We start from the raw sequence: 12,493 nt of genomic DNA, 5'->3' as shown, positions 1-12,493 counted from the left end.
AAGCCAACCCGGCGGCTATCCCGTCACGCCGACGATGACGCTCGAGGCCTTGAACATCGCCATCGCCGCCGCCCCTTCCGCTAGCGCCAGCGACTCCGCGCTCTCGTTGGTGATCACCGCCGCCACCGTGCCGCCGCCCGGCAGGTCCAGCACCACCTCGGTATTCACCGCGCCCGGCGTCAGGCGCGAGATCGTCCCCTGCAGGCGGTTGCGCGCCGAGAAGCGCGCGCCATCCGCTTGCGTCACCAGGATCACCGAGGACGACTTGATGAGGGCGAAGGCCTGGCGGCCCGGCTGCAGGCCGAGGGTCTCGGTGCTTTCGCGGGTGACGATGGCGACCAGCTTGTGGCCGCCGGCGATGTCGAGTTCGATCTCGTCGTTGACGGCGCCCGGCTTGACGCCGGTGACGGTGCCGAAGAACTGGTTGCGTGCGCTGGTCTTCATATTCAGTCTGCTGATCAGGTTCAGGTCGTCGGCCACGCCGGCCGCCTGGCGGTTGAGTTGTTCGACAAAATCCCGGTGCACTTGTTCGAGCCGGCGGAAGTTCTTCACCAGCTGCTCGCCGCGCGCGGTCAGGCGGGTCCCGCCGCCGCCCTTGCCGCCGGTCTGGCGTTCGACCAGGGCTTCGCCGGCCAGGTTGTTCATCGCATCGATGGCGTCCCAGGCGGYCTTGTAGCTCATCTTGATGGCCCTGGCGGCCTGGCTGATCGAGCCGGTCTCGGCCACCTTGGCCAGCAGGCCGACCCGCCCGGGGCCGCCGAAGTTCTCGCCGCCCACCGTCATCCACACCATGCCCCGCAATGCAAATTCCTTGTCCATCTCTTCCCCCGATCCAGGCGCCACGATAACAGATGCCAAGATGAAAATAACGCTATATACTCACAAATATAACGCTTCGGAGCCATCATCCATGAAACGACTTGCCGGCCTGCTGGCCACGATATTGACGACCGCCGGCGCCCATGCCGGCGAGGTGCAGGTGGCGGTCGCCGCGAATTTCACCGCGCCCATGCAGAAGATCGCCGACGCCTTCGCCCAGGACACCGGACACAAGGCCGTGCTCGCCTTCGGCGCCACCGGCAAGTTCTATGCGCAGATCACGAACGGCGCGCCGTTCGAAGTCCTGCTGGCGGCCGACGTCGAGACCCCGGCCAGACTCGAGGCCGAAAAGCAGGCCGTGCCCGGCACCCGCTTCACCTACGCCACCGGCAAGCTGGTGCTGTGGTCGGCAAAGGAAGGCTATGTCGACAGCCAGGGCAAGGTGCTGCAGGACGGGCACTTCGCCCACCTGTCGATCGCCAATCCGAAGGCCGCGCCCTACGGCGCCGCCGCGGTCGAGACCCTCACCACGCTGAAGCTCTACCAGCACCTGCAGCCGAAGATCGTCCAGGGCGAGAACATCGCCCAGGCCCACCAGTTCGTCAGCACCGGCAATGCGGAACTCGGCTTCGTCGCCCTGTCCCAGGTGTCGCGCGACGGCAGGTTCACGTCCGGCTCCGGCTGGATCGTCCCCGAGTCCATGCACAGCCCGATCCGCCAGGACGCCGTCATCCTGCTCAAGGGCGCCGCCAATCCGGCCGCCAGGGCCCTCAGCGACTACCTCAAATCCGACAAGGCAAAAGGCATCATCCGCGCCTACGGCTACGAAATCTGAACCTGGATGGACGCCGCCGACCTCGCCGCCATCTGGCTGACCCTGAAGCTCGCCACCGTCGTCACCCTGCTGCTGCTGGTGCTCGGCACGCCCGTCGCCTGGTGGCTGGCGCGCACCCGCTCGCGCCTGAAGAACGCGGTGGCGGCGGTGGTGGCGCTGCCGCTGGTGTTGCCGCCCACGGTGATCGGCTTCTACCTGCTGGTCGTGATGGGGCCGAACGGCTTCCTGGGCAAGCTCACCAGCACCCTCGGCCTGGGGCTGCTGCCCTTCACCTTCACGGGACTGGTGCTGGCTTCGGTGCTGTATTCGATGCCCTTCGTCGTGCAGCCGCTGCAGAACGCCTTCGAGGCGATCGGCGAGCGCCCGCTCGAAGTGGCGGCGACCCTGCGCGCCAGTCCATGGGATGCCTTCTGGAGCGTGGCGGTGCCGTTGGCGCGTCCCGGCTTCCTGACCGCGGCGGTGCTGGGCTTCGCGCACACGGTGGGCGAGTTCGGCGTCGTGCTCATGATCGGCGGGAACATCCCCGACCGCACGCGCGTCGTCTCGGTGCAGATCTACGACCACGTCGAAGCGCTCGAATACGCGCAGGCGCACTGGCTGTCGGCGGCCATGCTGGTGTTCAGCTTCGCGGTGCTGCTGGCCCTGTACACCTTCAATCCGCAATCGCTGAAGGGACGCCGATGATGGAAGATGCTGGAATTCGCGTACGCCTGCACCTGCAGCGCGACGCGTTCGCGCTGGACGTCGACCTGCACCTGCCGGGCCAGGGCATCACGGCCCTGTTCGGCCCCTCGGGCTCCGGCAAGACCACCTGCCTGCGCGCCATCGCCGGCCTGGAGCGCGCGCCGGGCGGCTATGTGGCGGTCGGTGGCGAGGTCTGGCAGGACGAGGCGGCCGGCATCTTCGTCCCGGTGCACAAGCGCGCCCTCGGCGTCGTGTTCCAGGAAGCCAGCCTGTTCGCCCACCTGAGCGTGCGCGCCAACCTGGAGTTCGGCCGCAAGCGGGTGCCGCCGGCCGCGCGCCGCTTCGAGCCGGAAGCGGTGGCCGCCCTGCTCGGCATCGACCACCTGCTCGAGCGCCGGCCGGACCGGCTGTCCGGCGGCGAGCGCCAGCGGGTGGCGATCGCGCGCGCCCTGCTGGCCTCCCCGCGCCTGCTGCTGATGGACGAGCCGCTGGCGGCCCTCGACCTGCGCCGCAAGCAGGAGATCCTGCCCTACCTGGAGCGCCTGCACGACGAGCTCTCGGTGCCGATCGTCTACGTCAGCCACGCGCCGGACGAGGTGGCGCGCCTGGCCGACCATCTGGTGCTGCTGGACGCCGGCCGCGTGGTCGCCAGCGGCCCGCTGACCGAGACCCTGGCGCGCGCCGACCTGCYGCCCGCCTTCGTGGACGACGCCGGCGTGGTGCTCGACACCATCCTCGAAGGCCACGAGGACGATGCCCTGTCGCGCCTGGCCTTCGCCGGCGGCGTGCTGCGCGTCGGCCGGCGCCATGAAGCGATCGGCAGCCGCCTGCGCTGCCGCATCCATGCGCGCGACGTCAGCCTGGCGCTGTCGCGCCCGCTCGACTCCAGCATCGTCAACCTGCTGCCCGCCGTGGTGACGGCGACCGCCGCCACCGATACGCCGGGCCACGTGCTGGTGCAGCTGCGCATGGGCGAGACGCCGCTGCTGGCGCGCATCACCGAGCGTTCGCGGCGCGAGCTGGGCATCGGCGCGGGACGCGAACTGTGGGTACAGATCAAGGGGGTGGCACTGCTGCGCTAGTTTGCATAACGAAAATTTAATGTGTTGTAAGCAATAGTTACAGTTTACCAACTTCCTCTTCCGCCGCGCTAAGGTAATCAGGAGCAATCTCCCCCTACCTTACCGATGCCGCTCTCCACACTTCTCGTAGAAAACGATCCGCTCACGCGTCAGGCCGTGGTCTACCTGCTGGACGGGCTGAAGCACGTGCCGGTCGCCTTCGTGGACCTCGCTTGCGCCGCCGGCGTCCTCGAGTCGCTCCGGGTCGACCTGGCGATCATCAGCCTGGGCTTGCGCGACCCCGACGGCGGCACGGTGGCGGCACGGCTCAAGAAGCTGCAAGGGCATCTGAAAGTGATCGTGGTGGGCGGGCGCCAGCCACAGGCGCCGGCGACATCGATCGACGCCTGGGTACAAAAGCCTTTGTGCCTGAAAGCGCTGGCGGCAGCAATCGAACGCGCCATGTCCCCGGCAGCGCAGGATGGCGCAAATGGTGAAGTAGCGCAGGGCTATTTGCACTCGCCACTGTTTGAATCCAAAACCGAATCCGCTACGTATATGGGTCAAAGCGCCTGACGGCTGAAGAGCGACGCTCGGAACCGCAGCGCTTCCAGGCGGGGACTTTTCCCCGGATCGACCACTTTCTGGAGACCCATATGAAGCGCACCCTCTTCCTGTCCTCGGCATGCCTGTGCGCCGTCCTGTCCGCCTGCGGTGGCGGCAATGACGACAAGCCGATGGCCCAATTTCCTCAGAACAATGATATCTGGCTGGCCCTGGGCGGCGACGCCAAGGCGCCGGCGGCGGTCGGCAAGGTCGTCGACGACGCCGTCGCCGGCCTGCTCGCCGATCCGAAGGAAGCCCCTTATTTCGCCGTCGTCGGCAAGCCGGGCCACGACTCGCCCGACCGCCTGAAGGCCTGCCTGCGCCTGCAGTTCAACGCCGTGCTCGGCGGCCCCTATTCCTATCCCGGCCCCGTCACCGCCGACGGCACCACCCAGACCTGCGAAGACATGGTCACGGCCCACAAGGACCTCGGCATTCCCGGCTGCGTGTTCGACCAGTTCATCGTCGACCTGGCGGCGGTCATGAAACAGGACGGCGTACCGGACGCTTACATCAATCGCGTGGCGCCGACCCTGGTCGGACTGAAGGGCTCCATCGTCTCCGGCGCACCGGTCTACCTTGGCCCGAACACCGCGGCCAACTGCCAGTCATGAACACGCTCAGCCGCCCTCTCCAACTGGGCGCCGGCATCGGCGGCGCCGTGCTGCTGGCGCTCGGCGCGATCGGCTGGATGCACACGCCCTCCGGCCTGCGCTTCCTGGCTGCCGCCGGCGTCCCCTGCCCGGTACGCACGGTGACCCCGGAACAGGTCGCCCAATTGCGCAAGGTGGGGCTGGCCTCGATCCGCGGCAGCGTACCTGCGCCTGCCCGTCCGGCATTGGCGGGCATGCAGCTCGACCGGACCACCGAAGCCGAGGCCCTGGCCCTGCTCGGGCGCGCCCATGCGCAATGCGAAGCGCAGCTGCGCGGCTACCGCCACCTGCGCTGCCGCGGCATCGACGCCGGCACGCTGGCGCTGGACGGGCCGCCGGTCAGCGAACTGTGGCTGAGCTTCGGCCCGGCCGGCCGCCTGGTCGGCGTCGACGTCTACCGGCGCGGCATGGATGCGGCCTCGCTGCGCACGGTATGGTCCTCGGCCGCCGCCCGCCTGCGCAGCGCCCTCGGCGCGCCGACCGTGACGCTGGGCGATCCGGCGCCGGAAGCGCTGGCGGCGCTGCCGATCCAGACCGCCCGGCTTCAATACCGCTATGCGGACTATCTCGCGACCGTCACGGCCTCCCACCTGCCACAGAGCGGGCTGTCGGTGCGCGAGCAGTACCTGTCCGCGAAGGAGGACACCATAAATTGATGAATTTAACGCAAGCATGAGATGAAACGCTACAATGGTTTCATCTCGCCAATCACAGGGCCGCCGTGAGCAGGGAATTCGACGAAAACGAGGATCTGCGCCGGCTGCTTGCCGCCGTGGCGCTCGGGGACAGGAAGGCCTTCCGCACCTTGTACGACGCGACGTCGGCCAGGCTGTTCGGCTTTGCCCTGCGCATCCTGAGGAAGGATGAGCTGGCGGAAGAAGCGCTGCAGGACGCCTTCGTCTCGATCTGGCACGCGGCATCGAGCTACCAGGTGCATCTTTCGGCGCCGCTGACCTGGATGGCGGCCATCGTGCGCAACAAGGCCCTGGACGCGTACCGCCGCCTGCAGGCCAGCGGGGAAACCGCTTTCGCGGCGGGCGACTGCGACCCCGTCGAAGCGCTGCAGGACAGCGCCGCCGGACCGCAGGAACGCGCCCAGCTCTCGCGCGAAGCGCTGGCGCTGGCCGCCTGCATGGAAAGGCTGGCAAGCCGCCAGCGCCAGGCGATCGGCATGGCCTACCTGCACGAGCTGTCGCACAATGAGGTAGCGACCCGGCTCGGTCTTCCTCTCGGCACCGTGAAGACCTGGATCCGCCGCGGTCTCGAGCGCCTGCGCGACTGCCTGACGAAGGGAGAGACTGCATGAACATCCGGGACAACGCCGTCCTGCGGGAAAGGCTGGCGGCCGAATACGCGCTCGGCACCCTGCGCGGTCCGGCACGGCGCCGCTTCGAGACCTGGCTCCGCGGCGACGCCGCCCTGCGCGCGGCCGTCTCCAGCTGGCAGGGACGGCTGGCCGCGATGGCGGAGATGGGCCGACCGGTCACGCCGCCGGCACGCGTCTGGGGCGGCATCGAACGCCGCCTGCAGCTGTCGCCGGCACCGTGGTGGCAGTTCTGGCGGGTGGACGCAGCACGGCCCTGGGCCGGGCTCGCATTCTTCGCCAGCGCCGCCGCAGTGGTCCTGGCCGTGCTGCTGGCCGGGCGCGGCGAAGCGCCGCTGCCGCGGCAGGTCGCGGCCCTTGCCGACGCGCAGGCGCGTACCGCCCTCGTCGTCACCGCGGATCCGGCACGCCGGCGCCTCCACGTCCAGGTCGCACAGGACGTACGCGTACCGGACGACCGCACCCTGCAGCTGTGGGCGATCGCCCGCGACGGCAAGCCGCGCTCGCTCGGCATCCTGCCCGACAACCGCAGCGCCGAGTTGGCGCTCGACCAGCGCGCCATCGGCCCGGACGTGATGCTGCTGGCGATCAGCCTGGAGCCGAAAGGCGGTTCGCCGAATCCGGATGCGCCGACCGGGCCGGTGCTGTACAAGGGTGGCTGGACGCGGCTTTGAGTGACCTTGAGTGGGCGTCATGTTCGGATATGTGCGCCTTCGAACGGACCGCCGCCGCCCGGCCTGCCTTAATGAGATCGCACGCCAATAACAATCCGCCGTCCAGGCACACAGGAGATCGACATGGGTAATCTCGACTCACAGACATCAATCATGCTGGCCGTTGTTGTGGTTCTCGTTCTGATTGCGCTAGCCGCATGGTACTTTTTCCAAAAAAAGCAATCCGAGCGATTGCAGCAACGCTTCGGTCCGGAATACGGCCGAGCCGTGGATGAACTTGGAAACCGGGCAAAGGCCGAGGCGGAGCTCAAGGCGCGGGAAGAGCGTGTCGGAAAGCTGAATATCGTGCCCCTTGAGCCATCCGAAGCTGCCAGATTCAGTCAAGCGTGGGCGAATGTGCAGGCCAGTTTCGTCGACAATCCAAAGGGCGTCGTCGCCCTGGCCGATCAGCTGGTTCGCGAGCTGATGGCGAAACGTGGCTATCCCGTGGCCGATTTCGAGCATCGCGCGGCCGACATCTCCGTCGATCATCCGGCGGTTGTGGAGAATTACCGCGCCGCGCAAGTCATCGCCGCGCGCGATGCGCGCGGCGAAGCCACCACCGAAGACCTGCGCAACACGGTGGTGCATTACCGGGTTCTCTTCAATGAGCTGCTCGAGGTGAAGTAGGCGCTCTTATTCGCTGAGCACCACACGATTCCGCCCGGCAGCCTTGGCGCGGTACAGCGCCGCATCGGCCAGCCGCATCAGGTTATCCGGGTTCCCTGCCTCCCGCCCCGGCTGGACCGCGATGCCGACGCTGATCGTCACCTGCCCCGAGGCCGCACCCGCGTGGTCGATGTGCAGGACTTCGATCGCCGCGCGCAGCGCCTCCCCGATGTCGCGGGCTTCGTCCGCGCCGGTGTTGGGCAGCACGATCGAAAACTCTTCGCCGCCGTAGCGCGCGGTCAGGTCGCCGGCGCGCCGCGTGCCGGCGGCCAGCGCATGCGCGACCCGCACCAGGCAGGCATCGCCGGCCTGGTGGCCGTAGCGGTCGTTGAATTTCTTGAAGTGGTCGACGTCGAGCATGACGACGGCCAGCGGCTGGCCGAGGCGGGCCACGCGCGCGCATTCGGCGCGCAGCACCTCGTCGAAATGGCGGCGGTTGGCGAGGCCGGTGAGACCGTCGGTGATGGACAGCGTCGCCAGCTTGCGGTTGGCGTCTTCGAGCTGCGCGGTGCGCTCGGCGACGCGCTGTTCGAGGCTGTCGTGCAGCCTGGCGCTGGCGATCGAGATCATGGCCTGGGCGCCGAGCATGCGCAGGAACTCCACGCGTTCCGCGGTGAAGGAGGCTTCGGCCAGCCGGTTCTCGAAGTACAGCACGCCGTCGATGCGGCCGCCGTGCCGGATCGGCAGGCACATCGCGGCGCGCGGCTGCAGGCGCTGCACATAGGGGTCGGCGGCAAAGCGCGAGGCCGCTGCGATATTGTCTTCGATGACTTCCTGGCCGGTGCGGATCACGTAGCGCAGCACCGACAGCGGGAACTGCGGATCGGCGGCGGCGTCCAGGTCGATCGGGCGCGACTGCAGCACCGTGACGCCTTCGCCATCCTTCTCCTCATCGATGCTGGCTTCCAGCCGGCAGACGCCATCGGTCAGCAGCAGCAGGCGCGCCACCTGGCCGCCGGAGTTCTCCAGCACGATGGACACCAGGCGCTGCAGCACATTGCGCAGCCCGACCTCGTTCGACAGGATCTGGGTCGCCTTCAGCAGCGAGACCAGGTCGAGGGCGCTGGCGCCGTTGGCGTGGGTTTGCGTGTGGGTGCCGGAATGCGGGAGCGTGGTGCGTCCGTCCACCTTCGACAGCAGGCCGCCGTGGCGCGCGCGCAGCTGCGCGATCTTGCCCTCGGCGCCCCATTGGCCGTAACGCGCGAAGGCGTCCCTGATGAAGACCGCGGCCACGCGCGGCTGCCCCTGCTCCAGCCAGCATTCGCCGCACAGCTCGTTCGCCAGCGCCTGCACGTTGACGTAGCCGGCCAGGCCGGCGGCGTCGATCGCCTGCTGGTAGCAGCGCGTGGCCAGCGGCAGGTCCTGGCGCAAGCGCGCCAGCTCGGCCTGTACCAGCAGGTCTTTTGCGCCGAGATTCTCCGGGCCGATGCCGGCCCAGTGGGCGAGGCTGGACCGCAGCGCCTCGATCCGCTCCAGCAGTTCGCCGGCGTCGGGTCGTGCCGGCTCGCGCCGCAGGGCGCGGATCAGGATCAGCACCGCGTAGAAACTCGATTCGGGCACCTTGGCCTGGCYGCGCATGATCGCGGTGATGATGCCGAGCTGGCCGGCCAGCGCCTCGGCATCGGCGGCGTCGAACAGGTAGGCGTTGCGGATCTTCCCCTGCAAAAAATAGGCATTGTAGAGGCGCGAAGCGCCGTACTGCTCGAGGAAGCGCGCCTCGCTGAACGCGTGATCGTCGTAGCTGTCGCTGCGCGCCGTCAGGCCCATCAGGGACTTGATCGGTTGGAGCGCGCCGGCGACGCAGCAGTCGGCCATCGCCTGCTGTCCATTGGCGCGCATCAGCGCCAGGTCGTGCTCGACGTCCTGCATCAGGTCCGGCAGGTAGTCGCCGAGGATGATCCTCTCGGTCGCGCGCACGGCCGCCACCACGCCGACCTGCACGAAATCGCCGATTTCCAGCGCCCAGCCGAAGGCTTCCTCGTACAGGGCGTCGGAGCTGCGCAGCGGACGCGTCCAGTGATTGCACATGGCGGCGAACATCAGGGTGGTCTGGATGCGAATCTGCACGTTGGCGCGGCTCCTGGCCAGCGCCAGCGCCATCGCGCCGAAGCGATAGCTACGCTCGAAGTCGCCGCTTTGCAGCGCGAAATGCGTCGCGTAGGCGACGTAGCCGGCGGCGCTGAAGTCGCTTTTTCCCTCTTGCATGGAGAGATGGGTCATCTCCAGCGGCATCAGTCCGCTTATATCCTGCGTGCCGGCATAATACGCGGCCATCCACAGGCCGTGCATCAGCTGCAGCGCCGCCACCGCGGCCGGATCGCGCATCTCGCCCGCCGCCAGCAGCTCCTCGGGATCGTGGCCCTGGTGCAGGCGCATGGTGTCGGCCATGAGTTCGTCGAAGCGCGCCTTCAGCAGGGCCGCCTCGTGCGGGATGTCGACGCCCAGCAGCGCCAGCCCTTCGCGCAGCACGGCGATGGCGTCCGGCAGGCGGCCCTGCAACTGGTACTGGTGGGCCTGGACGGAAATGCAGCGCACCTGTTCGAGGGGCGTGCGGCTGTGCGCGCGCACCTGCGGGTAGATCGCCTCGGCGGCGTCGAACCGGCCGCACAGGTAACAGGCTTCGGCGGCGCCGAGCTGGAGGTCGACCCAGAGGCCGGCGTGGTGCTGCCATGCATCCGCCGGCAGCAGCTCGAGGCCGATGTGCATGTGCTCCAGCGTGGCCTGGAAGGCCGCGGAACGGCGCGCCCTGGCGCCGGCGCGCAAGTTCAGCCCGGCGAGCTGCAGGCGCTCGGCGGGGTCCTGGATCAAGCCGCGGCCGGCGTTGAGCTGCTCGACGATCTCGAACAATTTGCCGTCCTGCCGCTCCGGCGCCGTGTCCCGCAGCAGCAGGCGGCCGATGCGCAGGTGGTTGGCGCCGCGCGCGCCGGCGTCGAGGACTTCGTAGGCCGCCTGCTGCACGCGGTCGTGCAGGAAGCGGTAGCCGATGCCGCTGCTGCCGGCGGCGGGGCCGGCATCCGCATCGAGGTATTTGTAGCGTTCGTCGAGCGGCTGGATCAGCCCCGCATCGAGCGCCGGCCACAGGTCCTGCTGCGTGCGCCAGGCGGCGCGTTCGACCACCAGGGCCAGCGTGTCGAGCGTGAAGCGGTTGCCGATCGAGGCGGCCAGCTGCAGCAGGTGCTGGGTCGCCGACGGCAGGCGGCGGATCTTGGCGAGCAGCAGATCGACCACGTTGTCGGTGTACGCCGCCTGCTCGATCGCGGCCAGGTCCCAGTCCCAGCAATCGTCCGCGGCGCGGTAGCGCAGGTGGCCCGCTTCATGGATCGAACCCAGGAACTGGTTGAGGAAGAAGGGATTGCCGCCGGTCTTGCGGAAGCACAGCCGGCTGAGCGGCGCGCAGTCGGCGAGCGGCACGCGCACGGTGGCCGAGACGATGCGCGCCACCTGCTGCTCGCTCAGGGGCCCCAGCACCAGCGTCGATACCTTGAGGCCGTCCGCCAGCAGCTTGTCGCGCAAGCCGATCAGCGGACGGGTGGCCTCGGCTTCGTTGTCGCGGTAGGCGCCGATGACCAGCAGGTGACGCGAGCGCATGAACAGCTCGATCATCCGCAAGGTCGGCGCGTCGGCCCATTGCAGGTCGTCGAGGAACAGCACCAGCGGATGCCCGGCCTCGGCGAATACCTGGGCAAAGCGCGGGAACACCCGGCTCAGGCGGAGCTGGGCCTGTTCCGGCGCCAGCAGGGGCGCCGCTTCGACCGGACCGACGATCAGCGCCAGCTGGGGAATCAGTTCGGCCATCACGCCAAGCCCGCTGCCCAGGGCCTCTCGCAGCTTGTCCGCCCATTGCCGCAGCACGTCCTGGGGCTCGGCGAGCAGCTGGCGCACCAGTCCCTGGAAGGCCTGGATCAGCGAGGCGTAAGGCAGGTCGCGCTGGAACTGGTCGAATTTACCGGACAGGAAGCAGCCGCGCCGGGCGACGATCGGCTTCTGCACTTCGTTCACCACCGCCGACTTGCCGATGCCGGAATAGCCGGCCACCAGCAGCATCTCGCCGCCGCCTTCGGCGCTGCGTTCGAAGGCCGCCAGCAGTGCCGTGATCGCCTTTTCGCGCCCATGCAGGGCCTGCGGCACCAGGAAGCGGCCGTTGTGGTCGGACAGCCGCAGCGGCTGCGCCGGTGCCGCCTGCCCCGCGCGGCAGGCTTCGAGGTCGCGGCGCAGGCCTTCCACGCTCTGGTAGCGCTGGTCGGCGTTCTTTTCCAGCAGGCGCTGGACGATCGCCAGCAGCGCTCCAGGCAGGCCGGCCAGCGCCGGGTTGAGCCAGTCCGGGCTGCGCGCGATGTGGCAATGCACCAGCTCCATGCCGTCGCGCGCATCGAAGGGCGGCTGGCCGGCCAGCAGTTCGTGGAAGGTGGCGCCGAGCGCGTAGAAATCGGCGCGGTAGTCGACCCGCCGGTTCATGCGCCCGGTCTGCTCCGGCGCCATGTAGCGCAGCGTGCCTTCCAGCGCATGCGGGTGGACGATGCCCTGGTTTTCCTGCGGCAGCTCGCAGGCGATGCCGAAGTCGATCAGCTGCAGCAGGCGCCGTTCGGCACTCCACACCAGGTTGGAGGGATTGATGTCCTTGTGGATCACGCCCTGGCGGTGGACCTCTTCCAGCGCCGCGCACAGCTGCAGCGCGATCTCGAAGAAGTCGTCCAGCGCCAGGATGCCCTGCGGCTGGGCGCGCAGGAACTTGTCGAGGGCGAGGCCGCCGGCGTCTTCCTGGATCATGGTCCAGCGCCCGCCATGCAGCTCCAGCGCGAGCGGACGCACCACGCCCGGATGGCGGCAGCGGCGCGCGATCGCGTACTCGCGCTTGAACTGCGCCAGCTGCTGGAAGGACGGGAACTGCTGGTTGGGCTGCTTGACGATGAGCGCAGTACCGTCCCGCGCGCGGGCGCGATAGACCAGCGAGCGGGAACTGTCGTGCAGCTGTTCGATGATCTCGTGGTCGAAAAGGGCGCTCATGGGATGGGCTTGCAGTGTGGCAAATATTATATCAGCATGCCGCCGCCTGGGAGCGTCGAAAATCCGATATCGATCTGCATAATCGGTCGTTTGCTTTCGTCGCGGACGCGGTTAAGGTGGGCTTT

Annotated in this window: 11 protein-coding genes; 9 read left to right on the top strand and 2 right to left on the bottom strand. The window is 68.5% G+C overall.

The window, feature by feature from the left end; all coding sequences use genetic code 11:
- Nucleotides 1–15 precede the first annotated feature (15 nt).
- Nucleotides 16–819 (bottom strand): TOBE domain-containing protein, encoded by an 804-nt coding sequence (locus tag AC1DIX_RS00680; protein WP_477321214.1) that lies wholly within the window; start codon nt 817–819, stop codon nt 16–18.
- 91 nt (nt 820–910) lie between these two features.
- Here AC1DIX_RS00680 and modA point away from each other — a divergent pair, with 91 nt between their 5' ends.
- From modA to AC1DIX_RS00635, 9 genes are all read left to right on the top strand, one after another.
- On the top strand, nt 911–1,654 hold the full coding sequence (gene modA / locus AC1DIX_RS00675) for a molybdate ABC transporter substrate-binding protein (protein WP_477321212.1): 744 nt from the start codon (nt 911–913) through the stop codon (nt 1,652–1,654).
- Between the two features lie 6 nt (nt 1,655–1,660).
- On the top strand, nt 1,661–2,338 hold the full coding sequence (modB, locus tag AC1DIX_RS00670) for a molybdate ABC transporter permease subunit (RefSeq protein WP_441934006.1): 678 nt from the start codon (nt 1,661–1,663) through the stop codon (nt 2,336–2,338).
- Nucleotides 2,335–3,420: a molybdenum ABC transporter ATP-binding protein gene (gene modC, locus AC1DIX_RS00665; protein ID WP_477321209.1), complete on the top strand. Its 1,086-nt coding sequence runs from the start codon at nt 2,335–2,337 to the stop codon at nt 3,418–3,420. The genes modB and modC overlap by 4 nt, the downstream gene beginning before the upstream one ends.
- A gap of 156 nt (nt 3,421–3,576) precedes the next feature.
- Nucleotides 3,577–3,975 (top strand): hypothetical protein, encoded by a 399-nt coding sequence (locus AC1DIX_RS00660; RefSeq protein WP_477321207.1) that lies wholly within the window; start codon nt 3,577–3,579, stop codon nt 3,973–3,975.
- An 80-nt stretch (nt 3,976–4,055) separates the two neighbouring features.
- Entirely contained in the window at nt 4,056–4,619 is a 564-nt protein-coding gene (locus tag AC1DIX_RS00655; RefSeq protein WP_477321205.1) for a group I truncated hemoglobin, read from the top strand.
- Nucleotides 4,616–5,314 carry a hypothetical protein gene (locus AC1DIX_RS00650; RefSeq protein ID WP_477321203.1) on the top strand — a complete coding sequence of 233 codons (699 nt, stop codon included), beginning with the start codon at nt 4,616–4,618 and terminating at the stop codon, nt 5,312–5,314. Before AC1DIX_RS00655 ends, AC1DIX_RS00650 begins: the two co-directional genes overlap by 4 nt.
- Before the next feature lie 65 nt (nt 5,315–5,379).
- On the top strand, nt 5,380–5,964 hold the full coding sequence (locus tag AC1DIX_RS00645; protein ID WP_477321201.1) for a sigma-70 family RNA polymerase sigma factor: 585 nt from the start codon (nt 5,380–5,382) through the stop codon (nt 5,962–5,964).
- A complete protein-coding gene (locus tag AC1DIX_RS00640) occupies nt 5,961–6,656 on the top strand; it encodes an anti-sigma factor (protein ID WP_477321199.1) in 696 nt (231 codons plus the stop codon). Before AC1DIX_RS00645 ends, AC1DIX_RS00640 begins: the two co-directional genes overlap by 4 nt.
- 123 nt (nt 6,657–6,779) lie before the next feature.
- The gene (locus AC1DIX_RS00635; protein ID WP_477321197.1) at nt 6,780–7,325 is read left to right on the top strand and encodes a hypothetical protein; all 546 of its coding nucleotides are present in this window, start codon (nt 6,780–6,782) and stop codon (nt 7,323–7,325) included.
- Between the two features lie 6 nt (nt 7,326–7,331).
- Here the strand turns inward: AC1DIX_RS00635 and AC1DIX_RS00630 are convergent, their stop codons facing one another.
- Complete coding sequence (locus AC1DIX_RS00630; RefSeq protein WP_477321195.1) at nt 7,332–12,368, bottom strand: diguanylate cyclase; 5,037 nt, start codon at nt 12,366–12,368, stop codon at nt 7,332–7,334.
- Between the last annotated feature and the right edge of the window lie 125 nt (nt 12,369–12,493).

This window comes from Massilia sp. 05N420 (assembly GCF_056397205.1).
The sequence above is the reverse complement of the archived record's forward strand: the minus strand, read 5'-3'. Positions and strand labels throughout refer to the sequence as shown.